The sequence below is a fragment of the Actinomyces sp. HMSC065F11 genome (assembly GCF_001813085.1).
Lineage (GTDB): Bacteria > Actinomycetota > Actinomycetes > Actinomycetales > Actinomycetaceae > Gleimia > Gleimia europaea.
In genome coordinates this window covers 89978-116418 of sequence record NZ_KV811472.1, presented here as the reverse complement: position 1 = coordinate 116418, position 26441 = coordinate 89978, and the positions used below count along the sequence as shown (strand labels likewise).

Below are 26441 nucleotides of genomic sequence, written 5' to 3'. Positions count from 1 at the left end.
CCCGGACGGGTAAGCCCGTGATAGCAGTTCGAGCGGCCAAAGCATTTGGCAAGCGAGGTGGTACCGCGCACCAACCCTCCGGGTTGGAGACGTCCTCGAATGATGAACGAGGACGGAACAAATGAGCAACCACTACCCCCGCCACCGTGATGGCGACGTCGTAGCATCCCCTTCTTTCCCCAGCCTTGAAGAAGAGATTTTGGCTTACTGGAAAGAAAATGACACGTTCAAGAAGTCCATTGAGATCCGTCCTTCAGGTGAGGCCGGTTCTAACGAATTCGTGTTTTATGACGGCCCGCCGTTTGCTAATGGTTTGCCGCACTACGGCCACCTTCTAACCGGTTACGTAAAGGACATCGTCGGTAGGTACCAGACGATGCAGGGCAAGCGAGTGGAGCGCCGCTTTGGTTGGGACACGCACGGTCTTCCGGCCGAGCTTGAAGCACAGCGCGTGCTCGGCATTGAGACGAAGGACGAGATCGAAGGTCCGAACGGCATTGGCATCGAGGAGTTCAACGACGCGTGCCGCACTTCCGTTTTGCGCTACACGAACGAGTGGGAAGAATACGTAACTCGTCAGGCTCGCTGGGTTGATTTTGAGAACGACTACAAGACTCTTGACATTGACTTCATGGAGTCGGTCATTTGGGCATTCAAGACCCTGTATGAGAAGGGCCTTGCGTACGAGGGACACCGCGTCCTGCCGTACTGTTGGAACGATGAGACGCCGCTTTCAAACCACGAACTTTCGATGGATGACGACGTCTATCAGATGCGTCAAGACAACACCGTAACGGTTGGCCTGCGTCTAGAGACCGGTGAACTTGCACTTATCTGGACTACGACGCCGTGGACACTTCCGTCGAACCTCGCGGTGGCCGTTGGACCAGACGTTGACTACGTGACCGTGCAGCCCGAAGAAGGGCCGCTTGCCGGTGAACGCGTAATCCTCGCGAAAGATCTCGTTTCTTCCTACGAGCGCGAGCTGGGCGAAGAACCACCGGTTGTTGCCCAGCTGAAGGGCTCAGACCTCGTGGGCCGCGCGTACGCTCCGATCTTCGACTACTTCATCAACGATGAGGATATTCCTGGCCCCAAGGCGTTCCACATCATTGCCGCCGACTTTGTTACCACGAGCGACGGCACCGGCCTGGTGCACCTGGCGCCCGGCTTCGGTGAAGATGACGCAAACGTGTGTAAGGAAGTCGGCATCAAGACGGTTGTGCCGATTGACGACGGTGCGAAGTTTGTGGCCCCAGTTAAAGACTATGAGGGCGTGCATATTTTCGATGCGAACCGCCCCATTATCCAGGATCTGAAGGACGGCAGTGGCCCATTAGCGCGCCGCACTGAAGGTGAGCGTGCGGTGCTGGTTCGCCAACAGTCTTATGAGCACTCTTACCCGCATTGCTGGCGTTGCCGGCAGCCGCTGATCTACAAGGCCGTATCGTCTTGGTTCGTTGAAGTTACGAAGATCCGTGATCGCATGTTGGCCCGAAACGAGGAGATCAACTGGGTTCCAGAGCATGTCAAGGAAGGCCAGTTTGGTAAATGGCTTGAGGGCGCGCGCGACTGGTCGATTTCGCGTAACCGGTTCTGGGGTGCGCCGATTCCCGTGTGGAAGTCGGATAACCCGGAGTATCCGCGCGTGGACGTGTACGGCTCGCGCGCTGAGCTTGAGCGCGATTTTGGAGTGAAGGTCGATAACCTCCACCGCCCCTACATCGATGAGCTGGTGCGTCCAAATCCGGACGACCCAACAGGCAAGTCGATGATGCGCCGCATTTCCGACGTGTTTGACTGCTGGTTCGAGTCTGGTTCAATGTCATTTGCCCAGGTGCACTATCCGTTTGAGAACCAGGAATGGTTCGAGAATCACTACCCGGGCGATTTCATCGTCGAGTACATCGGGCAAACGCGCGGCTGGTTCTACACGATGCACGTGATGGCAACCGCGTTGTTCGACAGGCAGTCATTCCAAAACGTTGTTGCCCATGGCATTGTGCTGGGCGATGATGGCCGCAAGATGTCGAAGTCGCTACGTAACTACCCGAACGTTAATCACGTGTTTGACACGTACGGATCGGACGCGATGCGGTGGTTCCTCATGTCATCTTCCGTGGTTCGCGGTGGCAACCTGATCGTTCGAGAAGAATCGATCCGCGACACGGTTCGCCAGACGATCCTGCCCCTGTGGAATACGTACTACTTCTTCGCTCTCTACACCGGTGCGGCAAACGGAGGAGAGGGATACTTCGCAAAGCCTATTCCGCTGGACTCGGCCGTCGTCGCTGATCTGCCGGTAATGGATCGCTACCTACTTGCACGTACGAGAGATCTCGTGCTCGCGGTAGAGGCAGCGCAGAATGCGTATGATATCCCGGGTGCAACTGCCCATGTACGTGAGTATTTGGATCTGTTGTCAAACTGGTACGTCCGCACTTCTCGCCAGCGTTTTTGGGAGGAGGACGAGGCTGCATTTGACACGATGTACACCGCGCTTGAAGTTATGATGCGCGCAATCGCGCCGCTTTTGCCGCTAATCAGCGAGGAAATCTGGCGCGGCCTCACGGGTGGTGAGTCCGTGCACCTGGAGGATTATCCGAAGCTCGGCGACGCGTGGGCGGATGACGAGCTGGTTGCCACCATGGATGAGGTTCGTTCGGTTGTCTCAGCTGCACACAGCTTGCGTAAGGGCGAGAAGCTGCGCGTGCGTCAGCCGCTGCGTGACCTGACGGTCATCTCGGAGCGGGCGGCTGAGCTTTCGAGCTACGCGGACCTGATCGCGTCGGAGATCAACGTGAAGAACGTGACCTTGAAGACGCCATCTGAATCCGGGTTGCGCGTTGCGCAGGAGCTTAAGTTGAATCCGCGCGAGTTCTCGGCCGAGGTTCGTCGCCACACTTCGAAGCTTTTCGCCGCGCAAAAGCAGGGGCAGTGGCAGGTAGACGGCGACGAGGTTGTCTTCCCCGGAGTCGTAGTTGATGGTGATCCGGTTCGTCTAGGTGGCGAAGCCGTGTCGGTAAGCACGAAGGTTGAGGCTGAAGAAGGCCAGGTCGCAACGGTCCTGTCTTCAGGATCCTTCGTAGTTTTGGATACTCAGATCGACGATGAGCTCGAGGGCGAAGGCTTTGTCCGTGACCTCATCCGCCAAGTTCAGGATGAACGCAAGGCCGCGGGTCTGCACGTTGCAGATCGCATCAAGCTAACCGTGACAGTGCCGGCTGAGCGAGTTAGCGTGGTGGAAAAGCACGCTGACATGTTGAAAGCTGAGACCTTGACGCTGGACCTAACGGTTGAAGCCGGTGACGAGATCAAGATTCACGTGGTGAAAATGCAGTGAAAGATTTCGACATCTTCCACGAGTTTGCTGACACCGAGGGCGGTGGCGAGCGCACTCCTGAACAGGTTGTAGATGAGGTCATGAATCGCGATGTCTCCGCCTCCCTTAAGGAGGTCATGGAGGCAGCGCACATGGCCGCGCCTAACCTCGTTGAGAGTGGCGAGGATACAAGCGAGAACGACCTAGATGAGGAAGCTACTCACCTGTACCCGACGGCTGATGAGACCGAGGCGGTTTATCACGCGATTGAACGCGAGATTCTCTCGCGCATGCCCGAACATAAGGTTCAGCCAAGTATTGAACGCGTGCAACTGGCGATGCATATCCTCGGCGATCCGCAAAATCTCTATCGAAGTGTGCACCTCACAGGCACAAACGGAAAGACATCCACGGCGCGCATGATCAGTGCGTTGTTGCGCGCGTCGGGCCGAAAGGTGGGGCGGTTCACCAGCCCGCATCTAACCACAATGCGGGAGCGAATCAGTGTAAATGACGAGCCGATTTCACAGGCTCAGTTTGTTGCGGCGTATGAGGACGTCGCTCCTTACCTCGCAATGGTGGATGAGCACTCGAAGCGTAGCGGTGGCCCCGCGATGTCGTTTTTTGAAGTGCTGACCGTCATGATGCTGGCCGCGTTTGCGGATGTGCCGGTTGATGCCGCAGTGATCGAGGTTGGTATGGGCGGCAAGTGGGATGCAACGAACGTGATCAACGCGGACGTTGCCGTCATCACGCCCATTGCCCACGACCACGAAAAGTGGCTCGGCTCTACGCTAGCCGAAATAGCAACCGAAAAGGCGGGCATCATCAAGCCCGGTTCATTCGTCATTTCGGCGAAGCAAACCCCTCAGGTCCTTGAGATTTTGCGCGATCGCGCGAACGAGGTTGGGGCGGTGCTACGCGTTGTCGGTGAGGATCTACATCTGGTTTCTTCCCAGCTCGGAGTGGGCGGGCAGGTGGTGTCCATCCAGACGCCAGCAGCTCTCTACAACGACATTTTCATCCCACTTTTTGGCAAGCATCAGGGTGAGAATGCAGTGCTGGCTCTTGCGGCGTTCGAAGCATTCAACGGTGGCCGCGAAGTGGAGCCGGGCATCGTTGAAGAGGGGTTTAGGATGGCTACGTCCCCCGGGCGCCTCGAGGTTGTGCGATCTTCTCCCTCGATTGTGGTGGATGCGGCGCATAACCCACACGGCGCGCGTGCATTGGCTCAGGCCCTCACTGAGTCGTTTGACTACACGAACATTGCAGCGGTTTACTCCGCGATGGCGGATAAGAACGTCGAGGCCACCCTGGCTGAACTCGAGCCCGTGGTGGGGGATATTGTGATTACCTCGATGGACACACCGCGTGCAATGGATACGGAAGAAATCGCGCAGATCGCGAGGGACGTGTTTGGCGAGGACCGCGTGTTTGTGGAGCCGTCGCTACTTGATGCGGTTGACCTTGCGGTGGAACGCGCTGAGTTGAATCCTGATCCGGCAGGTTCTAACGGTGTGGTTATTACGGGTTCTGTGGTGCTCGCAGGAGCGGCTCGAGACCTGATCAAGCACTAAACGTTAAACGAAAGCGACCTGCACGCCAATTCTGTGGTGCAGGTCGCTTTTCGTATGTAAGAATTGGAGAGACCTGAATCTAACCGACGTGCTTGGAGGAAGTATGAAAAAGCTTGTAAACGACGTGCATGAAGTGGTTCGCGAGTCTCTGGAAGGCTTCCAGCTGGCGCACTCCGATCTGGTTGATGTGCACTTCGACCCAGACTATATTTTGCGTGCACAGCCAAAGGAGGAGGGCAAGGTCGCTCTCGTTTCTGGCGGAGGATCCGGACACGAGCCGTTGCACGGTGGTTTTGTTGGCCACGGAATGTTGGACGCGGCGGTGCCCGGCGCTGTGTTCACCTCGCCAACTCCAGACCCGATCGAGGCGGCTACTCGCGCGGTGGATCGCGGGGCCGGCGTGCTTTACATCGTGAAGAACTACACGGGCGATGTCTTGAATTTTGAAACCGCTGCTGAACTTTGCGAAATGGACGATATCGAGGTTCGCACCGTGATTATCAACGATGACGTTGCGGTGGAAGACTCTTTGTACACGGCGGGTAGGCGCGGCGTGGCGGGCACCATGCTGGTTGAGAAGATCGCAGGAGCCGCGGCAGAACGCGGCGACAACCTGGACGAGGTAACGCGAATCGCCAACGAAGTGAATGACAACATGCGCTCCATGGGCCTGGCTCTTGGGCCCTGCACGGTTCCGCACGCGGGTAAGCCATCCTTTGACCTTGGCGATACCGAGGTGGAAATGGGTATCGGTATTCACGGCGAGCCCGGATACCGTCGTACCGAGATGAAGACCGCGGACGAGCTCACCGCAGAGCTGTACGAGAAGGTACGTGCGGACCTGCCGTTTGCGCAAGGAGATCGCGTAATCGTCCTCGTAAATGGGATGGGCGCCACGCCACTGTCTGAGCTATACATCGTGAACCGCAAGGTCCACGAGCTTCTCAAGGCTGATGGCATTGTTGCTGAGCGTACGCTGGTTGGAGACTACGTGACCAGCCTGGACATGCCCGGCGCTTCACTTACGCTACTGCGCGTAAATGATGAAATGCTAGAGCTGTTTGACGCGCCCGCGCTAACAGCGGGATACCGAGAAGGGATGTAAGCAAGTGAGCTTAGATGTGAACTGGGCTTTGGCCTGGATCCAAAAGAGCGCCGAGGCGATTGCTGGGGCGCGTCTTGAACTGATTGACCTGGATCGCCAGATTGGCGACGGCGACCACGGTGAAAATATGGATCGAGGTTTTAGCGCGGTTGAAAAAGCGCTCGCCGCTACAGATACGGAAGACATTCAGTCGGTGTTGAAACTAGTTGCCAAAACCTTGATGTCTACCGTTGGAGGAGCTGCCGGGCCCCTGTATGGAACCGCGTTCCTTCGTGCGGCCAAGGCGGCAACCGGCGAGCAGGATCTAGACGCGATTGCTGTTGCAAACCTCCTCGAGGCGGCTTTGCTGGGTGTTCAGACCCGAGGTAAGGCGCAAGAGGGCGAAAAGACCATGGTTGATGCCTGGGCGCCGGCGGCTAAGGCGGCGCGCGCGGTTGCTACCGCGGGCGGGGATGGCGTTGAAGCTCTCCGAGCAGCCGCGTTGGCTGCGCGAGAAGGCGCTGAAGCTACGAAGCCATTGAAGGCAACGAAGGGACGCGCCTCATACCTGGGGGAGCGCTCCATTGGGCACCTTGATCCAGGTGCGATATCGTCTGCGATCATCCTTGAACAGGCCGTGGCGGCGATCGATGTCTACTAAGGTCAGCCTTGTAATCGTTTCGCACTCGGACAAACTTGCGCAGGGCGTCGCTGAAGTTGCGGCACAGATGGCTCCGGACATCGTAATCCGTGCGGCAGGGGGGCTTCAAGATGGGAACATCGGAACCTCCTTCGACAAGGTAGATGCCGCGGTTCAAGAACTCGTAGCCGATGGTCCCGTAGTATTACTCACCGACCTCGGCTCGGCAACGCTCACGGTTGAGTCGGTGCTCGACTTTCTTGACGACGAGCCGGCATATTTTGCCGACGGCCCACTGGTTGAAGGTGCGGTAGCGGGGGCGGTTGCAGCCCAGCAGGGCGCCGACGCCGAGGGGGTTGTTAAGGCTGTTCGTGACGCTGCTAAAACGTGGGGTACTTTCACTGAGTCGGAGACAAAACCCTTGGGGGAGGACGTGTGTGAGGCCGAGGTAGCAATAGCAGACCCGGATGGACTGCATGCCCGCCCAGCTGCCCTCGTCGCACGTTTTGTTAGCGACTACGATGCGGAGGTCACCATCGATGGGGCAGACGCAGCTTCAGTCATGTCGCTCATGGCACTGGGCGTTCGACAGGGGCAGACCGTAACCGTGCGCGCTAGCGGCGCTGACGCCCAGAGGGCTGTAAGCGACCTCGTGCAAAAACTTGAGTCAATGCCGGAGTGAAACACCGACAAACAGGCCGAGGAACTGCGGTAACAACCCGGTTTCTCTTTACGTCAAGATAAATTGTCGTAGAATCGATTTTGACACGGAAGTCAATGGAAAGGAAGGCAAATGCCTAGTCCGGAACAGCTCGATGCAAATAAAGAGCACACCCTCGTCCTTGTGAAGCCGGATGGTTTCAGGCGCGGCCTCACCGGCGAGGTGATTCGCCGCATCGAAGCTAAGGGATACCAACTAAAGGGTTTGAAGATCAAGCACGCTTCCGAAGAGCTCTTGCAAGATCACTACTTCGAGCATAAGGAAAAGCACTTCTTCAAGGATCTACTGGAGTACATGCAGTCTGATCTCGTTGTTGCGATGGTCGTTGAAGGCGATCGCGTGATTGAAGGCATGCGTAACCTCATGGGTAACACCAACCCGACGCTCGCAGCGCCCGGCACCATCCGCGGTGATCTCGGTCGAGATTGGGGTACCGGTAACGTGGAGAACATTGTTCACGGCTCTGACTCGCCGGCATCCGCAGACCGTGAAATCGCACTGTGGTTCCCCGAACTTGTTTGGAAAGAATAACGTTTTCGCTCATTTTTCGCCTAAACTTTGAGGCGTGCATCTAAAAACTCTTACCATTCGTGGATTCAAGTCGTTTGCCTCGACAACGACCATGAATCTTGAGCCCGGCATCACCTGTGTGGTCGGGCCTAACGGCTCTGGTAAGTCAAACGTTGTAGATGCCCTCGCCTGGGTTATGGGCGAGCAGGGAGCTAAAAACCTTCGCGGCGGTCAGATGGCAGATGTTATCTTCGCCGGAACTTCTGAGCGCGCCCCACTGGGGCGCGCTCAGGTGTCTCTAACTATCGATAACACCGATGGCGCCCTTCCGATCGACTACTCCGAAGTCACCATTTCGCGAACGCTGTTTAGAGGCGGTGGGTCCGAGTATTCGATCAACGGTACTCAAGTGCGTTTGCTAGACATTCAAGAGCTCCTGTCCGACACCGGCATGGGGCGGCAGATGCACGTGATTGTGGGTCAGGGCCAGCTGGATGCGATTTTAGGAGCCGGGCCCGAGGAGAGGCGCGGTTTCATTGAAGAGGCCGCGGGCGTGCTCAAGCATCGCAAGCGCAAAGAGCGGGCGCTGCGCAAGCTGGAGTCGATGGAGGGCAACCTCGTTCGTGTTCGTGATCTTACTAATGAGATTCACCGTCAGTTGCGTCCCCTAGCCAAACAGGCTGAAACTGCCCGTAAGGCCGGTGTGATCCAGGCCGAGGCGCGCGACGCGCAGGCCCGACTATTGGCCGATGACCTCGCGAGTTTGAAAGAACGGCTCGACGCGGGGCGAGCCAGCGAAGAGGCAACGAACGCCCGCAAGAAGGTGCTTAACGAGCAGTTGGATGCCGCTAAAGCACGTCTAAATGAGGCGGAGCAATTGGCTCGCCTCGGTACCCCTCGCACCCAGGAACTCACGCGGTTGTGGCAAGAGCTATCCACCACGCACGCCTCGCTAATGACACTGTCATCGGTCTCTAACGAACGCATGCGAGGCGTTGCGCAGCCGCTACCCGCACCAAACTTCGACCTCGTGGATCTTGATCAAAAATCAGCAAAGGCAAATGAAGAGGACGCGGACCTGCTCGAACAGGTGCAGGCGTCTGGACAGAAGCTTGCCGATATAATCAAAGCCCGAGAAGAGGCCGAAGCCGCCGCGCGCACCGCGCTCGACGAGGTGCGTCATTTGGAAGCCGAGCAGTCGAACCGACGCGAGCATATTGCAAGGCTGATTGGCGACGTGAATGCGGCAAAACAGGCGCTGGCATCACGCGCTGGCGAAGTTGAACGGATGAAAAATGCGGTTGCGGATGCCGCGGAGCGAACGAAGCTCGCAAGCGCCGAAATGGAAGGCCTTGAAGAGGTTCAGGCTGACGACCAGATGGCAAACGCGCATGAGGACGCAGTGCGGGCCCGAGATGAGGCGCGCGACCTAGTTGATCGTTTGCTCACGCAGGAGCGAGAAGCCCAGTCCGAGCGCGCCACTTGGACGGCTCGGCGCGACACATTGGCACAGTCCCTGCAGCCGGCGGACGAGACCGCGGAGCTACTGGATGCTGAGCATCCGGAGGTCCTCGGATCTTTGGCCAGTTTTATCTCTACCAGTGCGGGTTGGGAAAATGCGATTACCGCACTATTGGATCCATTTACCGATGCCGCGGTGATCACAGACCTGGGTCTTTCTCTACAGTTTGTGGACTCGGGCGGACGCCGCCGAATGGTCGCGGCCTTGGAACAGAGCGTGGAGCCCGTAACCATCGAGGGCTGGACCAGGGCTGTTGACGTGGTTCAGGGTGAGCGCGTGCAAGGTCTCATTAACACGCTGCTAGCCGGAGCGGTGGTGTGCGAGGACGGGAGGGAGGCCATTCGCGCCCTTGAAAATCCGCTGGTGACAAAGGTTGCCACTCGAACGGGAGATGTTTTCACCCCGGTTTCGGTACTTACTTCGGGTTCCGACCACGCGTCGGTTTTGGCCCGCCACGCCGACTACGAGGATGCGAGCCGGCGCGCCGATGCCGCAAGCGAACAGCTGGAGGTTGTCTCGCAAAAACTGAAGGAGGCGCGCGAGCGTTACGACGCTTCGCTCAAGGTTGCAAACGAGCAGTTGCAGGCTCTGCGCAAGGCCGACTCAGAGCGGGCGAAGGCTATGGAGGTGCGGGCGCGTGCCAGTTCTCGTTTGCGGGCTGCGCAGGGGGAACAAGAACGCCTTGCCACCACTTTGAAAAAGATCGAAGAGGGCGTGGAACGAGCCCGTGAGCGCCTCGTTGAAGCCGAAGCTAAGCAGGCGGGGGCGCAGGCGCTCCCACAGGTTGCGGATCCCGCACAGGCTCGGGAAGAAGCAGAACAGCTAGAAGAAGCAGCGCGCGAAGCGCGTGCCAAAGAAACTGCGACCCGCCTCGACATTCGAACACTCGAAGAAACGACGCGCCGAGTGCGTGATCGTGCCCGCTCCCTGCGCCAGCAAGTTGCGAAAGCCCGTTCCGACCTCACTGAATATGAACGACGCGAAGCTGCGCGCAAACGCGAATATCAGCGCCTGAGTGACATTTGTGATCGGATCGCGGCTCCGATCCGCGTTGCCGAAGCCGCACTAGAAGAGGCCAGTCAGCAGCTTCGCGCAGCGGAGAGCGAACGCACCGAAGCATCCGAGGCGGCAGCAAGCGCTCGTCATGAGGTGGACGAGATTCGTGCCAGTCTGCTCGAAATCACGGACGCTGCGCACCGCGATGAGATCGCGCTACAGGAAGTTGCCTTGCGGTACGAGCACACGGTCACGCGAGCACGCGACGAGCTCGCACTTGAGGCCGAGCAACTTATTGACGAGTTCGGCCCGCACAACCTTGTGGTTGCAGAAGATCCTTACCCGTACGTGCGCGTCGAGCAAGAAAAACGTCTGCGCAGCGCTAAACGCGAATTGGATCGGCTGGGCAAAATCAATCCACTAGCCCTCGAAGAACACGAGGCTCTCTCTAAACGCCACCAGTTCCTAGTTGACCAGCTACGTGATCTTACGGAATCCAAGAACGACCTGCTGGGCATCGTTGACGAAGTGGACCAGCGAGTTGAAGAGGTATTCACCCAGGCTTTCCTCGACACCCAAGAGGCGTTTACGCACGTGTTCGCAACCCTCTTTCCCGGAGGGTCGGGCAAACTCGTCCTCACGGACCCACAGAACATGCTGGAGACAGGCGTTGAGATCGAAGCGCGCCCCGCGGGCAAGAAAATTACGCGCCTATCCCTGCTGTCTGGTGGAGAACGTTCGCTTGCCGCGCTCGCCCTCCTCGTCGCCATTTTCAAGGCGCGTCCGTCCCCGTTCTACGTGCTAGATGAGGTTGAAGCCGCCCTTGATGACGTGAATTTGTCACGCTTGATCACGATCTTCAAGGAATTGCAGCAGGATTCGCAGCTGATTATCATCACGCACCAAAAGAGGACCATGAAGATCGCAGACGCGCTTTACGGTGTGACTATGCGTGCGGGTATGACGCAGGTGGTTTCATCCAAGCTTGCAGACACGAAGCAGGCGCAAGCAGAGTCAAACGGCTAAGTGGTCGTTACCGACCGCTGGTAGTGTGTTGGTCACAACTGCGTAATAATTCGTGTTTTCTATTGCGTATCTGCTTGGATCTGGCACCCTAGAAGAGTGCTACAACCGGCCTTCTTCATTTTTGTCACGCTGACCGTTATCCTTGCGCTTGCGGTGGGCGTCCTTGTGGTACTTCTGGTTACTCGCAGATCTGTTTCAGACTGGCAGGTTCACCTCGAGAAGACAACGAGTGAGTGGAAGCAGGCTGATAATGAAGGGCAAAAGCCAGATCCGGTGACGCCGCGTAAGTCCTCGCTTGAAGCTGTGATTAAGAAAGAGGGGCGTGAGGGGTCCGCTTATCTGCGGGCAGAGGAACTGCCAAGCCTTGAACAGCGGCCCACTCCCTCTGACGACTAGGTCACTTTTACGTAGCCACGACGGTATTTTGTGGCGCTTATTATTGGTGAACGGCGCTCCGGTGCGTAATCATTAATGCATGGACGCATTTCTAGATTTTCTCGGATCCAACATGTATTTGGTGTGGATCCTCGTTGGACTCCTGGCTGTTGGTGGCGCAGTAGCGGTATCACGTTCGCGCAATAAAGAACTGCCACCAGCGCCACGCAAGCCGCAGATTGAGGCAAAGCCCGAAGCCGAAACTGACCGGGTAGAGACGGAACAACTTGAAAGTGAGGTCCCCGCAGGTCCGCAAACCCAGGGCGAGCCGGAGACTGTTGAGAGCGAACCAGCGGATGCCGCCTCCACGTTGGAACAGGAGCCTGCTCCAGCAGGCGAACTTGATCAACCTGAGTCGGCCCCCAGCCGCATGCATCGCCTGCGCTCACGTCTTGCCGGTTCGGGACGCATCGGTTCTGCCCTCCTCGGTATTCTTTCGCGCGGTGATCTGTCCGAGGAAGACTGGGAGGAACTTGAAGACACGCTCCTCATGGCTGATCTTGGCCTCGACACTACGGATCAGATCATGCAGGGCCTGCGCCAAAAGGTGAAGGTTGAGGACACGTCCGATCCGGAGCGTGTGCGCACGCTACTGCGCGAGGAGCTTCTTGCCGCCGTGGATCCGAGCATGGACCGCTCTTTGAATCTCGCGCCCGTTCAGACTGAGACGGGTACGCACCCGGCCGTGGTGCTCGTGGTTGGTGTTAATGGCACTGGGAAAACCACAACCGTGGGTAAGTTGGCCCGCCTCCTCGTCGCAGAGGATAAGTCCGTCCTCCTCGGTGCGGCCGACACCTTCCGTGCAGCGGCTGCTGAACAGCTCACCACTTGGGGCGAGCGCGTGGGCGTGGGGACTGTTCGCTCTGAACTTGAGGGGGCAGATCCCTCCTCGGTCGCATTTGACGCGATAAAGACCGGACGTGAGGACGCGGTGGACGTGGTTTTGGTGGACACCGCGGGGCGTTTGCAAAATAAGTCCACGTTGATGGACGAGCTCGGCAAGGTGAAGCGAGTCATGGAAAAACAGGGGCCAATCGCTGAAACGCTACTGGTTCTAGACGCCACCACTGGGCAGAACGGTTTGCGCCAGGCGGAGATTTTCGCCCAAGTTGTTGACGTGAGCGGTGTGGTTCTTACCAAGCTGGACGGGTCAGCTAAGGGCGGCATTGTCGTTTCGGTGCAGAAGGCGCTTGGAGTGCCGGTGAAGCTTGTGGGCTTGGGCGAAGGTGCGGACGACCTGGCCCCATTCAGCCCCGAAGATTTCGTGGATGCAATCGTTGGCTAAGCTCCTCATCGGTTAAGGTAGGATGCAGTAACTTTTCGAAAACAGGATCAATAACGTGTTTCAAAACCTCTCTGATCGTCTAACAGATTCTTTCCGCAAACTTCGCGGCAAAGGCGTGATCACCGATGCGGATATTGATGCAACCGCGTCAGAGATTCGCCGCGCCCTTCTTGACGCGGACGTCGCACTGCCCGTAGTTCGCGAGTTCACTAAGAAGGTTCGTGAGGAAGCTCGCGGCATCACCGTGACGAAGGGACTGAATCCGGGCCAGCAGGTTGTGCGCGTTGTTCACGACCAGCTTGTGGAGGTCTTGGGTGGTGAAACGCGTGAGCTTCACTTTGCTCAGCGCGGCCCCACGGTGTTCATGCTCGCTGGTTTGCAGGGTGCTGGTAAAACCACGCTGGCTGGCAAGCTAGGCCACTGGATGAAGGAGGAAGGCAAGCGCGTCCTCCTCGTGGCCTCGGACTTACAGCGTCCAAACGCTGTCACCCAACTTGAGGTTATTGGTAAGCGTGCCGGTGTTGAAGTGTGGGCCCCGGAGCCGGGTAATGGAGTGGGCAACCCTGTGCAGGTTGCTCGTTCGGGCCTCAACTATGCGATTGAGAATGGATTCGACCTCGTAATCGTCGATACGGCGGGCCGCCTGGGCGTTGACGAAGAGATGATGCAGCAGGCGCGCGATATTCGTAACGCCGTGAATCCGCACGAGATCCTGTTCGTTCTGGATGCCATGGTCGGTCAGGATGCGGTACAAACTTCGGTTGCGTTCCGTGACGGTGTTGGATTTACGGGTGTCGTTCTGTCCAAGCTTGATGGCGATGCGCGCGGTGGTGCAGCGCTGTCGGTGCGTGGCGTTACCGGTCAGCCGATCCTATTCGCATCCACTGGCGAAGGGTTGGAGGACTTCGAGCGTTTCCACCCGGACCGCATGGCCGGGCGAATCCTCGATATGGGTGACATTCTCACCCTTATCGAACAGGCTGAGAAGAAGATCGACCAGCGTGAGGCCGAGGATGTTGCTGCCAAGGCAATGTCGGGTGAGCTGACGCTGGATGACTTCCTGAACCAGTTACAGCAGGTGCGCAAACTCGGTTCGATGAAGAAGCTCCTTGGAATGATGCCGGGAGCGGGGCAGATGCGTGAGCAGCTGGAGAACTTTGACGAGCGGGAAGTGTCACGCATTGAAGCGATCGTGAGGTCGATGACGCCTGCTGAGCGTAACAACGTCAAGGTGCTCGATGGTTCTCGCAGGCGTCGCATCGCGGCTGGTTCGGGCACCACAGTTGCGGAAGTCAATTCGTTGGTTAAGCGCTTTGAGGCCGCACGCGAAATGATGAAGCGCATGGGGGCCGGCGGTGGAATGCCCGGTATGGGTGGCTTCCCCGGTATGGGGAACCTGCCGGGTGCGGGCAAGCGGGCCGGCGCTCGTCAGCCAAAGAAGTCTAAGAAGCGCTCGAAGTCTGGAGTATCGGGCAATCCGGCGAAGCGTCGCCAGCAGGAACTGAAGGCGATGCTTCCAAAGGAACAGCGTCAGGGGTCCGCGTTTGGCGTGCAGCAGGAAGCACCTCGTCCCACAATGGATGATCTACCGGATGACGTTAAGCGCATGCTGGGCGGATTTGGCGGCTAATGAGGTTTTCTGGCCACGTGCTTTGGCAAAACTCCCCGAAGGTCGGGGAGTTTTCCCTTACGCCCGGCGAGGCGGCATGTTTCGAGCGTGAGATGAGTTCAACCGCTGGCCCTCACGAGTGGGTTAGCGGCACGTTTGAGGTGCGAGATGGGAAGATTCACCGCCTCGGTGGTGAGTTCAGCCGGGCGGGCGTGGCTAATGATTTTGATGACGTATGGGTAACTCCCGGCCTGGTGGATGTTCACTGTCATATTGGGATAGGGCCGCAGGGGCAGACCACGGGCGAGCAGATGCTTGCTCAGGCTCACGCCAACCGCGATGCGGGCGTGCTCCTGGTGCGCGATTGCGGCGTGATTGGTGACAACTCGTGGATCAATGGGCGGCTTGATGCTCTCACCATCTTGCGGGCGGGCAGGCATATCGCTAAGCACAAGCGTTACATTCGCGGGTATGCGATCGAGACCTCGGATGCGCAGTTACCGTCCGTGATGGAGGCCCAGGCGCGGGCGGGTACTGGCTGGGTGAAGGTAGTCGCCGACTGGATCGACCGATCAAACGGGGCGGACTCAGATCTAGATCCGTTGTGGTATGCGCAGGCGCTAAAGGAAGGCGTGTTAGCCGCACATGAGGTAGGGGCGCGGGTAACGGTCCATTCGTTTAGTGAAAAGGCAATTGATGGCCTTCTCGAAGCCGGGGTGGACTGTATTGAACATGGCACTGGAATGAGGCCCGAACATGTGCAGGAGGCCTCCCGAATGGGAATCGCGGTTACGCCCACGCTGATGCAGGTGGCGTTGTTCCCGCAGTTCGCACGAGCAGGGAGCAAGAAATACCCGGTGTACGCGCAAACTATGACGGATTTGTGGGAGCGCCATGAGGCTACTCTGGGGAGTTTTATCGATGCTGGAGTGCAGTTGCTTCCCGGCACGGATGCGGGTGGGTATCAGGCGCACGGCGAGGTAGCAAAAGAGGTTGCGATGTGGCGCACGATGGGCCTTGCCCCGTCACAAATTGTCGATTTAGTAACGTGGAAGGCCCGCGAGTACCTTGGCGCGGCTGGACTGCATGAGGGCGCCGACGCTGACCTCGTAATGTTTGATGCTGACCCGGGTCAAAACGTTGAGGTCTTGCAACGACCAACACATGTGTTTTATCGAGGCGTAGAGCGCGTCGAGAGCCTCTAATACTGGGATTGCACTTGATCCAGTAGGTTCGCAAGCATCTCAGATTTGAGACCCGCGGACGTAGCGGCAATGGCCGGTTGCGTGCCCGTTGCTTCGTTTCCGAGGTCACGTTGGTCCACGTGTCCGCCACTTACTCGCACCAGATGGACGCCCGCTGCAATGTCCCACAGTTTGATTCGCGTGGCGAAGACGGCTCCTGCGCGACCAGCGGCAACTTGGGCGAGGTCAAGGGCGCACGCTCCCGGGCGGCGTATGGCGCGGAAGGTGGATAGCAGATCGGTTAGTCCCTGCGCTGCTAGGTTCGGGAACTGTTTCACCTCAGATACGGTGGGGAAGTAGGTGAGGAGCAGCGCTTCGCTCTCGGCCGTAATGGTCTTGCTGCCTTCAATGTTGCCGGACTTTAGCGCGTAGAAGTCATCTCCGCGTTCAATCCAGCCTTCAGTTTCGTTGGCCCAGAACACTTCGTTGTTGTAGGGAACGGTAATGGCTCCGGCTACGATTTCGCCGTCGAGGGAGGCTGCGACGGATGTGCCAAAGTAGGGGAATCCAGCGGCGAAGTTCGCGGTGCCATCAATGGGATCAATTATCCATTTCACGCGCGAGGCCAGTGACCGTGCGTCCACGTGAAAATCAGGCTCTACGATAGGGATCTCATCGGGGAAGTCACTGGGGGTACCGCCGGGCAGGATTTCTTCACCGTGCTCTTCACCGAGCTTGAGCGAGCCGGGGATGAAGCTGCCCAGGAGGGCACTGATCGCGGTCTCGGCAGCTTTGTCGTAAGGCGTGACTGGATCGTGAAAGTTCGCTTTGGTTTCGGTGGTTGCAGCGTCGAGTTTAACCCTTGAAGCCAGCAGGTATGGTCCCACTGCGGTTGCTGCAACTCGGCACATAAGTGCAAGTTCGTGGGTTAGATCGCCCCGCTGCAGGCTTCGCGTGGTTTCAGGGTCGAGGCCGACGATTCTTGGCGGATTGTCCAACCGGTATTGTTCAGTGCTCATGATGTCCTTTCGCTCATACCCATGCTCTCACTATTTTGGGAAGAGTTCCCTGCGCTATGCGTTGCGACGTAGCTTGCGAGGGAGTGCCGTGACCAATCGCACGATAAATCCTGCCTACTTAGGTCAAATACACTTCCCTTTTTGGCTCGTTTTCTGGCACAATGGAGCGTTGTACTCGAAGTCTGCGGACCCCTCTCTACCGTAGTTCTTCGCGTCCAGGATTCTAACCACTGTTTGTGTAACCCCCGATAGCGGTTTGGGTCCACCCTAATAAATCAAGGAGTGACCACTAAAGTGGCAGTTCGTATTCGACTAAAGCGCATGGGCAAGGTCCACGCACCGTTCTACCGTGTAGTTGTCGTTGATCAGCGCAAGAAGCGCGATGGTCGCGTGATTGAAGAGATCGGCACCTACGATCCGACGCGTACGCCGTCGCACATTTCGATTAAGGGCGAGCGTGCTCAGTACTGGCTCGGTGTCGGTGCTCAGCCGTCCAACCAGGTTCGCAACCTGCTCCGTTTGACCGGTGATCTCGCTGCACACAAGGGTGTTAAGAACCCGGTTTCGCGCGTGAAGTACGCTTCTGCGGATGAAGAGGCCGCCGCGAAGGCTATTAAGGCTGCGGAGGAAGAAGCGATCAAGCGTAAGGCAGCTATTGCTGAAGCGAAGCAGAAGGCAGAGGCCGAGGCCGCTGCTGCTAAGAAGGCTGAGGAAGAAGCGGCCGCTGAGGCAGCTGCAGCGGAAGCTGCGGAAGAGGCTCCGGCAGAAGCTGAAGCCGCTGCTGAGGCAGAGGACGCCTAATGCTAGCTGATGCCCTAGAACATCTTGTCAGTGGGATTGTTGATAATCCTGATGATGTCGAGGTGAGCTCGAGGTCTATGCGACGCGGACAGCTTTTGGAGGTTCGCGTTAATCCGGATGATCTGGGTCGCGTCATTGGTAGAAATGGGCGGACGGCTCGCGCACTTCGTGCGGTCATGTCGGCTCTGTCTACTAAGGGCCCGGTCCGGGTTGATGTCATAGATACTGATCGGGATTAGTTATTTCGATTTTGGGGCGGTGTGGCGCTTGTCCACACCGCCCCAAGTCATATTTTGAGCTGAAGCGGTGGGTGTTCATGGAACTTTTGGTTGCGGTTGTAGGGCCGGCGCATTCTCTTAAGGGAGAAGTTGCGCTGGATTTGCGTACGGATTCTCCGCAGGAGCGCTTTTTTGAAGGCGCACAGTTTGACACGGCCTCGCATGGGGTTCTAACGGTGGAGTCGATTCGCGTTCACAAGGGCCGTATGCTGGTCAAGTTTGAAGAGGTGCAGGACAGAACGGGCGCGGAAGCGCTTCGTGGCGCTCGATTATTGATTGACGCTGGTGATGTGCTGGACGAGGATGATGCGTGGTATCCCCACGAGCTGACGGGTTTGAAGGTGCGCACGGTTGGGGGAGAGCCTCGCGGTGTTGTCTCTCGATTTGTGCCCCGAGCCGCGCAGGACCTGCTGGTGGTGGATTACGGTGGCCGCGAGGTTTTGGTGCCATTTGTGAGGCAGATCGTGCCTGAGGTACTGCTAGACGAGAGCACTATCGTGGTTGATCCGCCGGGCGGCCTATTTGATGATGAGGAGTGAGCACCGTGCGGTTTGATTTGGTTTCTATTTTCCCGCAGTTCTTTGATGCCCTGGATCTGTCACTGATGGGCAAAGCGAAGGATTCGGGTGCGGTACAGATTGTTGCTCACGATTTGCGAGATTGGACGCAGGATCGCCATCGCACGGTTGATGATTCGCCGTATGGTGGCGGTGCGGGCATGGTGATGCGCGCCGATATTTGGGGGAGGGCGCTGGATGAAATCCTCCAGACCGGCGTAGCAGATGCCGCTGGTGATTTGCCTTTAGACAGTTCCGCCGGCGTAAGTGACAGTGAGGATAATCCGCGCGCAGCACGCCGAGTTTTGGCAGTTCCGACCCCCTCGGGAAAACCTTTGACACAGCGGGATGTGGAGAGCCTGTGCTCCGCCGATCAAATTGTGGTTGCCTGTGGTCGTTATGAGGGTATTGATCAGCGCGTCGTCGATTATTACGCGGGCACGCCAGGCGTGGAGGTGTTTGAGTACTCCATTGGTGATTACGTTCTGAATGGCGGCGAGGTGGCCGCGATCGTGCTCGTGGAGGCGGTAGCGCGTCTACTCGATGGGTTCATGGGTAATCCGAAATCTTTGGACGAAGAGTCGTTCGAAGGAAACGTTCTCGAATATCCCTCTTATACCAGGCCTCAAGAGTGGCGCGGACTCGAAGTGCCGAACGTACTGATGGGCGGTAACCATGCACAAATAGAGTCGTGGAGGAGGGAGAAGTCTCTCGCTAAGACAGTGCGGGTGCGGCCCGACCTCATCGATAAAACGAATCCACAAACCCTTTCGGTGGAGGATCGCGAGGTTTTGACTCGGTTTGGATGGATCGCGCCGCGTGACGGTTCAGCGTGGCAGAGGGTGATGATTCGCTCCGCTGTAGCCTCGGAGGCTGATGAGATCGCGAGGGTTGCAGCCGCCACGTTCCCGGATGCGTGCCCGGCATACATCACTGAGCAGGCTCAGGCTGAGCATATCGCGAATAATTTATCGAGTGAGGTCGTTGCCTCGTGGCTGGCGGACCCGCATTGTCGTGTTTTAGTGGCTGTAATAGACGGGCGGATAGAGGCGTACACCCTGGTCATCATGTACGAGGATGGCGACTATCCAAGCGATATTCCTGCTGACCAGATAGAGCCTGCACCCACTTACATTTCCAAGCTTTACGTGACGAAGAAGTGGCGAGGCTCGGGGCTTGCAGGCGGAATTTTTGAGGCCGCGATTGAGGATGCGAAGCCGCTTGTAAAGGGCACTGAGTTCGTGCTGGGCACGGCCAAGGAGAACAAACGGGCGCGGAAGTTTTACCGCAGGCACGGATTCGTTACTTCGGGTAAGCGCGTGTTCATGGTCGGGGATATTCGTAACGTTGACGTGGTAATGACCCGAGCCGTGTAGAGCGTCTCGCTGGATTTAGTGGCCTAGTAGGAGGAGATGGGTTGCCTGCACGGTTGCTCCTCTGCGCCCTTATCTGGGGCGGTGAGATTGGTAACTACCGGCGGCTTCGAGAGAATACAGTGTCGACTGCGTCCTCGTTATATGGCACAATGGAGCGGTTGGAAAATGGCGGTGAAACCTGCCGCAGGGGGACACCGAGGCCAGATTCCACAAATGTAGTCGGCGGCTAGGCCGCTAAATGATCAGGTCTGACCTGCGGCAGTTTTGATCGGGAGATTAACATGCAGAAGCTAGATTTCGTTGACGAGCCTTCGCTACGTAGCGATATTCCGGAATTCAAGGCCGGCGACACCGTCAAGGTGAACGTAAAGGTTACGGAGGGCAACCGTACTCGTATCCAGGTTTTCCAGGGTATTGTCATTGCTCGTCAGGGCGAGGGCATTCGTGAGACGTTTACCGTTCGTAAGATTTCGTTCGGTGTTGGCGTTGAGCGTACGTTCCCGTTGCACGCTCCGACCATTGAGTCCATTGAGGTTGTGACTGTTGGTCGCGTTCGTCGCGCTAAGCTGTACTACCTGCGTGACCGTCACGGCAAGGCCGCTAAGGTCCGTGAGAAGCGCGCTAACTAATTTTAGTGCTTGTGCATGCCCCGGCATTTGCCGGGGCATGACTTTTATTGGGCCTACTCTTGCGTAAGCGTTTGGTGTAGGCACATTGGGCCGGATGTTTTAAGCTAATGCATTGGGAATGGTCTGAGATTTAGGAGAGTTATGCAGGACTTTGATGCGATCGTCCGGCGCGAGGAGCGCTCTTCTGAATCGGAGGCTACATATCAGCCTCGTCATGTGCATCCGGATTCAGAGAATCAGGGTAAGTCTGCCAAGAAGACTACTGTGCGGGGACGTGTGGGCGAGGTATTGTTAATCCTTGTTCTTGCGGTGATCTTGTCCTCGTTATTGCGAGTTTTTTTGGTCCAGGCTTTTTGGATCCCGTCCAGTTCAATGGAGGATACGTTACAGATTGGCGATAACGTCCTCGTGTCTAGACTTACGCCGGGTGTGTTCGAGCTTGAACGTGGTGACGTGGTGGTTTTCCGAGATGCCAATGAATGGCTGCCGCCCGTTGCAGAGCCAGGTGGGGTATCCGGGGCGATTGAGAAAGCGCTGGTATATACGGGTTTGCGGCCGGCCTCGGGCGATCAGCATCTGGTGAAGCGTGTGATCGGTATGGGCGGAGACACGGTTGAGTGCTGTGATGATGGCGGCCGTCTGCTGGTAAATGGTCAGGCGATTTCGGAACCGTATTTGAAGTCGGGTTCGGATAATTCTGTCCAGCCATTTAGAGTGACGGTTCCGCAGGGACACCTTTGGGTGATGGGGGATAATCGCAATAATTCTGCGGATTCGCGCGCACACATGACAATTCCAGACCTTGCTTTTGTTGACGTAAATGACGTGGTGGGCAAGGTGTTTTGGGTTAGTTGGCCTTTGGGGCATTGGTCGAATCCCACGGATAATTCACCTTTTGAGAACGTGCGGTGAGCAGACTTGAAGCTTGCAAGCACACGTGTTGAGCGTGATCTGTCCAGGTTTGGCACTGTTGTTGGCATGGACGAGGTTGGGCGCGGCGCTCTAGCTGGTCCGGTTGCGGTGGGAGTTGCGGTTTCTCCTGGAGTTGAACCAGAAACTGCTTTGGCAGATTCGAAGTTTTTGTCACCGGCCGCTCGGGAGCGCCTGGTTTTGGAGGCCGCAAGGTGGGCGGGGCCTACGGCTGTGGGGATGGCGTCGGCTGCTGAGGTTGATGAGTTGGGCATCACCGCGGCGTTGAGGAGGGCCGGGCTTCGCGCTCTTGGAACGTTGGCATCTGCCGGGGTGCGGCCGGGCGTGGTGCTACTGGATGGGTCACATGATTGGCTGACTCCAACGGAGGATTTGTTTGGTGCCTGTGAGGGCCGGGACGCGTTTGTTGCTGTTGGTGAGCCTAGGGTACAGACCTTGGTAAAGGCCGATGCGTCGTGTTCGGTAGTGGCGGCGGCCTCGATTGTGGCGAAGGTTGTGCGCGACCATTTGATGGTGTCTTTGCCGGATCCTGGGTATGGTTGGTCGGCGAATAAGGGTTATGCGTCGGCGGCGCATCGGGAGGCATTGGCTAAGATTGGCGTGAGCGCTTATCACCGGCAGTCGTGGCGGCTTTTGAAGGATTAGTTCGGGCAGGAAAGGGCTTTGGGGATGAATCCTGAGATTGAGAATTACGAGAACAACTTGGAGCTGGATCTGTTCCGCGAGTATCGCGATGTGATCAGCTTGTTTAAATATGTGGTTGAGTCAGAGCGCCGTTTTTACTTGTGTAACCAGGTGGATTTGCAGGTGCATCCGGTGGGCAATGACGTGTTTTTTGAGTTGCGGCTTGAGGACGCGTGGGTTTGGGATATTTACCGTTCGTCGCGGTTTGTGAAGTCTGTGCGTGTGCTGACGTTTAAGGATGTGAATATCGAGGAGCTCTCCAAGTCGGAGCTAGAGCTCCCATAGCTTGCGAGGGCGGTGTGAATTCCTTTGGGCGGCGTGCTTTCCCCTTTCTGGGCACGCCGTTTTGCGCTCTCTTTGGGCGTAACCTTTTGGCTTAACTAGATGAGGAGCTTTGGTCTGACTGCGTGTAGCGCTGCGTCCGGCCCTTGAATGTGCCCGACCTAAATTGCCCTCCGTGCATTCCCGTCCCAAACTGCCATCCCCACTTTTCCGCCCCAAACTCCCATATCCGTGTTCCCGACCTAAACAGCCGTATCCGCATTTCAGACTTAAAGGGTCGAATCAGGCAGCTCTTTCGGGTAGTTCCCCTCATGGTGGTGTTCTGGCCTGGTGATGAAACAGCGATTCAGACCCAAAGTGCCGAATTAGCAGGCCGTTTTGGTTATTTCCCCTCACGGTTGCGACAGCTGCGGGCTTGTAGTTATCGATTCCGACCCAAAATGCCTGAATGAAGGCTGTTTTGTGCCGTTTTAGGTCTCATTCGTGTTCGAGGCCTGATGCGCGCTCGGTTTTGTGAGGGGAAGTGTCGGTTTGAGTAGCTGTTTTTGTCGGTTTCCCTCACGGTTGTGTTCTGGCCTGGTGATGAAACAGCGATTCAGACCCAAAGTGCCCATTTAGGCAGCAGTTATAGTCAGTTCCCCTCACGGTCGTGGTGTTTGCGTTGTGCCGCGTCGGTATTCCGACGGGAAATGGCAAAAAGAGGCCCATATTTTGTCGCTTTCCCTCACGGTCATGGTTTACGCCTGCCCATCGTCCCCTCAGGGGGAGCGTCCCGCGCCCCGCACCGGCTTTTCCCCAGCGTTACTGTTCCCGGGTCCGTCCACACCCGCACCCGGTTAGTGGCGAGCTTATTTACGCGAGGCAGCAGGATGATGCGCGGGAGGTGTTATGGCTAGGACACATAGGTTGGGCCAGGTTGGTGAGGATTTGGTGGCGGAGTACCTCACCGGCTTGGGCTGGCAGATTTTGGACAGGAATTACAGGAGGCGGGGAGTTGAGCTGGACATCGTGGCGCGGGATCCGAAGCGGGGAATCGTGTTTGTGGAGGTGAAGACTCGTTCGGCTCGAGGGGCGGCAACTGCGTGGGAGTCGATTACGGAACAGAAGATGCGGTTTTTGCGCCGCGGGGCAGCTGTTTGGTTGTCGGAACATGAGCGGAGCGGCTCCGTGTGCATGGATGCGGTGGTCGTGAAGGTGAGGGGAAGTTTGGCTGATATTGAGCATCGGAAAGGAGTGTTATGAGGCCTATTTTGGTGCGCACGCACGCGGTTGCGTGGTCAGGTATTACGGCGCACATTATTGCGGTTGAGACGCACGTAGGTTCGGGCCTGGTGTCGTTCAACTTGGTAGGTATGCCGGATGCGTCGGTGCGGGAGTCGCGCGATCGTGTGCGGGCGGCCCTCCAGTCGTGCGGTGTCGATTGGTTCGAGCATCGGGTAACGGTAAATCTGTCGCCGGCAGGGATTCCGAAGGCTGGATCCGCGTTTGATTTGGCGATAGCGGTGGGACTGTTGGCTGCGCGGGGAGTGGTTTCGCCTAAGGCCGTTGATGGAGCAGTGTTTATGGCGGAGCTCGGTTTGGACGGTTCGCTGCGTCCGATCCGAGGAGTGCTACCGGCGGTGGTTGGGGCGCGCCGTGAGGGGATGGCGCAGGTTGTAGTGGCGGAGGATTCGCTCGCGGAGGCGAGGCTGCTACCCGGAGGGGAGGTTCTTGGTTTCGCTCATTTGCGTGATCTTGTTGCTCATTTCGGAGGCCGTTTGCCCGAGGGGTTGCCAGCTCTTTCCGCGCGCGAGGCCCCAGCTGTGCAGCCGGAGGTTTCGCATGCGCATGATGAGGTTGATTTAGCTGATGTGCGGGGCCAGGCGTTCGCGGCGGAGGGGCTGGTTTTGGCAGCGGCGGGTGGTCACCACTTGCTGTTGGTTGGAGAGCCGGGCGCGGGCAAGACGATGCTTGCTAAGCGTTTACCCACTATTTTGCCGCCCCTTGATGATGAGGATGCGATTGAGGTGACTGCAATCCATTCGATTTGTGGCACGTTCGATCCGTCGTGTGGGTTGATGAGGACTCCGCCAATCGAAACTCCGCATCATAGTGCGACGATGGCAGCGATTATTGGTGGAGGAACCGGGGTTCCGCGGCCGGGAGCGATTTCGCGGGCGCATGCGGGTGTTTTGGTGCTGGATGAGGCAGCTGAGTTTTCGCCCCAGGTGTTGGACGCGATGCGCCAGCCCTTGGAATCGGGGGTTGTGAATTTGCATAGGGCGCGCCATCACGTGGAGTATCCCGCCCGTTTCCAATTGGTTCTAGCTTCTAATCCGTGTCCTTGTGGGCATGCGATTAGCCGGCGTAAGTCGTGTATGTGTTCGTCGTTGCAGCGTCGCCGCTACATGAGCCGGTTGTCGGGTCCGTTGCTGGATCGGATGGATATTCAGATCCCGATGATGACACCGTCGCCAGCTGAGTTGTCGGATCCACCGGCGTATACGTCTGCGGATGCGCGCAAGCTCGTTGCGCAAGCGCGTGAGCGGGCACGCGAGCGGTGGCGTGGCACGCCTTGGACTATGAATGCACATGTTCCTTCGCGGCTCCTTCATGACCCGAAGTACGGGATTGAGCCGGCGGTGTATAGGGGTGTGGAGCGCGCGATTGAGGACGGCACTTTGAGTTTGCGCGGTGCGGATCGAGTGTTGCGTCTTGCACTGACGATCGCGGATGTGCGCGGCGCGCGCAAGGTCGGCCTGTCGGAGCTCGTTAGTTCTTTGAAGTTTAGAAATGGGGTTGATAATGCGAATTCCTGATTTGGCTAGCGAAAAAGAGGTTGCGTGCGCGTGGAGTGCCATCGTGGAGCCAGGCGACGTGGCTGCGGGGGTGTTGCGCGAGCAGATGGGTAGCGCCGCAGCGCTGGAGTGGCTACTAACCCAACCGGACGTAGAGAAGCTTTCGCCGCAGGTTTTATTTGACGAGGAGGGCCGCGAGCGCCCGTGGGTGAAGGCACTGAAGAGGTGGTTGCCTCGTGTGGAGGATTTGGATGTTCAGCGCGATTTGGATGCGTTGGCTCGGGTGGAGGGAACGGTGCTCTGGCCGGAGCATCCTGCTTGGCCCGAGGGGCTTAATGATCTGGGATTGGAGGCTCCGGCTGCGCTTTGGGTGCGTGGGGAGCTGAAGGCGATGCCGCGGGTAGCGATTGTGGGGGCGAGGGCATCAAGTTCGCACGGTAATTCGATTGCGCGTGATGTTGCGTTTGAGCTTGCTCGCAAGGGTGTGTGCGTGGTGTCGGGTGGAGCGTTCGGTATTGATGCGGCTGCTCACGTGGGTGCGTTGAAGGTGGGGCAGACGGTGGCGGTGATGGCCGGAGGAGTGTCGTACCTTTACCCGGCTTCTCACGCGGGTCTGTTTGAGCAGATCGAGCTGTCGGGTGCGATTGTGGCTGAATGCCCGCCGGATTGGCGGCCAGCGCGGTGGCGTTTTTTGAGTCGGAACCGACTGATCGCGGCGTTATCGCAGGCGAGTGTGGTGGTGGAAGCGTCGGCGAGGTCAGGGGCTCTGGTGACTATTCGCCGCGCCCGGGAGATGGGTAGGCCGGTGGGGGCGTTTCCCGGTTCGGTGTCGTCGCAAATGTCAGCGGGTTGCAATGAGGCGATCCGTGAGGGCGTGACTTTGGTGACTGGCGTTGATGACATTTTGGAGTTGATGTCCGGCATCGGTGATTTCTTGTTTGATATGCCCGAGGGGAAGAAGCCGCGCCTAGATGCTGATGTGCAGCGTGTTTTCGATGCGCTTCCAGCGAAGGGATCTGCAACGGTTCGTTGGGTAGCTCGAGCTGCTGGTTTGGGCGTGGATGAGGTGGAGCAGGGGATGACTACACTACTGTTGAAGAAGTTGGTTACGTGCGAGGGCGATGCTTTCGCGCGTTGCAGGTAGCGCACATACGAGGCGCGCCAGGCAGGACTGAAGTTGCGTTGTCCGTAGACGTA

At 57.7% G+C, this 26441-nt stretch carries 23 protein-coding genes; 22 read left to right on the top strand and 1 reads right to left on the bottom strand.

The genetic code is table 11. From position 1 onward, the window contains the following. Positions 1–121: 121 nt before the first annotated feature. From ileS to HMPREF2891_RS06225, 11 genes are all read left to right on the top strand, one after another. Positions 122–3343 carry an isoleucine--tRNA ligase gene (gene ileS, locus HMPREF2891_RS06275; protein WP_070664509.1) on the top strand — a complete coding sequence of 1074 codons (3222 nt, stop codon included), beginning with the start codon at positions 122–124 and terminating at the stop codon, positions 3341–3343. Beyond that, positions 3340–4899, top strand: a complete 1560-nt coding sequence (locus HMPREF2891_RS06270; protein WP_070664507.1) for a bifunctional folylpolyglutamate synthase/dihydrofolate synthase — start codon at positions 3340–3342, stop codon at positions 4897–4899. The genes ileS and HMPREF2891_RS06270 overlap by 4 nt, the downstream gene beginning before the upstream one ends. Positions 4900–5002: 103 nt before the next feature. Further along, positions 5003–6004 carry a dihydroxyacetone kinase subunit DhaK gene (gene dhaK, locus HMPREF2891_RS06265; protein WP_070664505.1) on the top strand — a complete coding sequence of 334 codons (1002 nt, stop codon included), beginning with the start codon at positions 5003–5005 and terminating at the stop codon, positions 6002–6004. Between the two features lie 4 nt (positions 6005–6008). Next, complete coding sequence (dhaL, locus tag HMPREF2891_RS06260) at positions 6009–6644, top strand: dihydroxyacetone kinase subunit DhaL (protein ID WP_070664503.1); 636 nt, start codon at positions 6009–6011, stop codon at positions 6642–6644. After that, positions 6634–7305 (top strand): dihydroxyacetone kinase phosphoryl donor subunit DhaM, encoded by a 672-nt coding sequence (dhaM, locus tag HMPREF2891_RS06255; protein WP_070664501.1) that lies wholly within the window; start codon positions 6634–6636, stop codon positions 7303–7305. The genes dhaL and dhaM overlap by 11 nt, the downstream gene beginning before the upstream one ends. Positions 7306–7416: 111 nt before the next feature. Further along, on the top strand, positions 7417–7875 hold the full coding sequence (gene ndk, locus HMPREF2891_RS06250) for a nucleoside-diphosphate kinase (RefSeq protein WP_034500621.1): 459 nt from the start codon (positions 7417–7419) through the stop codon (positions 7873–7875). Between the two features lie 34 nt (positions 7876–7909). Then, the gene (gene smc, locus HMPREF2891_RS06245; RefSeq protein WP_070664499.1) at positions 7910–11398 is read left to right on the top strand and encodes a chromosome segregation protein SMC; all 3489 of its coding nucleotides are present in this window, start codon (positions 7910–7912) and stop codon (positions 11396–11398) included. A 96-nt stretch (positions 11399–11494) separates the two neighbouring features. Beyond that, positions 11495–11794, top strand: a complete 300-nt coding sequence (locus HMPREF2891_RS06240; RefSeq protein ID WP_070664497.1) for a hypothetical protein — start codon at positions 11495–11497, stop codon at positions 11792–11794. Between the two features lie 79 nt (positions 11795–11873). Continuing rightward, entirely contained in the window at positions 11874–13118 is a 1245-nt protein-coding gene (ftsY, locus tag HMPREF2891_RS06235; RefSeq protein ID WP_070664495.1) for a signal recognition particle-docking protein FtsY, read from the top strand. Positions 13119–13173: 55 nt separating this feature from the next. Then, positions 13174–14748, top strand: coding sequence for a signal recognition particle protein (ffh, locus tag HMPREF2891_RS06230; RefSeq protein ID WP_070664493.1), 1575 nt, complete (start codon positions 13174–13176; stop codon positions 14746–14748). Continuing rightward, the gene (locus HMPREF2891_RS06225; RefSeq protein ID WP_070664491.1) at positions 14748–15932 is read left to right on the top strand and encodes an amidohydrolase family protein; all 1185 of its coding nucleotides are present in this window, start codon (positions 14748–14750) and stop codon (positions 15930–15932) included. The genes ffh and HMPREF2891_RS06225 overlap by 1 nt, the downstream gene beginning before the upstream one ends. Here HMPREF2891_RS06225 and HMPREF2891_RS06220 read toward each other — a convergent pair. Further along, positions 15929–16930, bottom strand: a complete 1002-nt coding sequence (locus tag HMPREF2891_RS06220; protein WP_070620548.1) for an inositol monophosphatase family protein — start codon at positions 16928–16930, stop codon at positions 15929–15931. The two genes, HMPREF2891_RS06225 and HMPREF2891_RS06220, sit on opposite strands and share 4 nt — an antisense overlap. Positions 16931–17224: 294 nt before the next feature. Here HMPREF2891_RS06220 and rpsP point away from each other — a divergent pair, with 294 nt between their 5' ends. From rpsP to dprA, 11 genes are all read left to right on the top strand, one after another. Then, positions 17225–17731, top strand: a complete 507-nt coding sequence (gene rpsP, locus HMPREF2891_RS06215) for a 30S ribosomal protein S16 (RefSeq protein WP_070620546.1) — start codon at positions 17225–17227, stop codon at positions 17729–17731. Beyond that, positions 17731–17970: an RNA-binding protein gene (locus HMPREF2891_RS06210; protein ID WP_034510729.1), complete on the top strand. Its 240-nt coding sequence runs from the start codon at positions 17731–17733 to the stop codon at positions 17968–17970. The genes rpsP and HMPREF2891_RS06210 overlap by 1 nt, the downstream gene beginning before the upstream one ends. Before the next feature lie 77 nt (positions 17971–18047). Further along, positions 18048–18548: a ribosome maturation factor RimM gene (gene rimM / locus HMPREF2891_RS06205; RefSeq protein ID WP_070664489.1), complete on the top strand. Its 501-nt coding sequence runs from the start codon at positions 18048–18050 to the stop codon at positions 18546–18548. Between the two features lie 5 nt (positions 18549–18553). Then, entirely contained in the window at positions 18554–19942 is a 1389-nt protein-coding gene (trmD, locus tag HMPREF2891_RS06200; RefSeq protein WP_070664570.1) for a tRNA (guanosine(37)-N1)-methyltransferase TrmD, read from the top strand. 281 nt (positions 19943–20223) lie between these two features. Continuing rightward, complete coding sequence (gene rplS, locus HMPREF2891_RS06195; RefSeq protein ID WP_034510726.1) at positions 20224–20571, top strand: 50S ribosomal protein L19; 348 nt, start codon at positions 20224–20226, stop codon at positions 20569–20571. A 141-nt stretch (positions 20572–20712) separates the two neighbouring features. After that, positions 20713–21483: a signal peptidase I gene (gene lepB / locus HMPREF2891_RS06190; protein ID WP_070664487.1), complete on the top strand. Its 771-nt coding sequence runs from the start codon at positions 20713–20715 to the stop codon at positions 21481–21483. 6 nt (positions 21484–21489) lie between these two features. Beyond that, on the top strand, positions 21490–22146 hold the full coding sequence (locus HMPREF2891_RS06185; protein WP_148131732.1) for a ribonuclease HII: 657 nt from the start codon (positions 21490–21492) through the stop codon (positions 22144–22146). 24 nt (positions 22147–22170) lie between these two features. Then, positions 22171–22470, top strand: a complete 300-nt coding sequence (locus tag HMPREF2891_RS06180) for a DUF2469 domain-containing protein (protein WP_034510720.1) — start codon at positions 22171–22173, stop codon at positions 22468–22470. 885 nt (positions 22471–23355) lie between these two features. Next, positions 23356–23709 (top strand): YraN family protein, encoded by a 354-nt coding sequence (locus tag HMPREF2891_RS06175; RefSeq protein ID WP_070664485.1) that lies wholly within the window; start codon positions 23356–23358, stop codon positions 23707–23709. Next, the gene (locus tag HMPREF2891_RS06170; RefSeq protein WP_070664483.1) at positions 23706–25265 is read left to right on the top strand and encodes a YifB family Mg chelatase-like AAA ATPase; all 1560 of its coding nucleotides are present in this window, start codon (positions 23706–23708) and stop codon (positions 25263–25265) included. The genes HMPREF2891_RS06175 and HMPREF2891_RS06170 overlap by 4 nt, the downstream gene beginning before the upstream one ends. Next, positions 25252–26388, top strand: a complete 1137-nt coding sequence (gene dprA / locus HMPREF2891_RS06165) for a DNA-processing protein DprA (RefSeq protein WP_070664481.1) — start codon at positions 25252–25254, stop codon at positions 26386–26388. Before HMPREF2891_RS06170 ends, dprA begins: the two co-directional genes overlap by 14 nt. Positions 26389–26441: the final 53 nt, after the last annotated feature.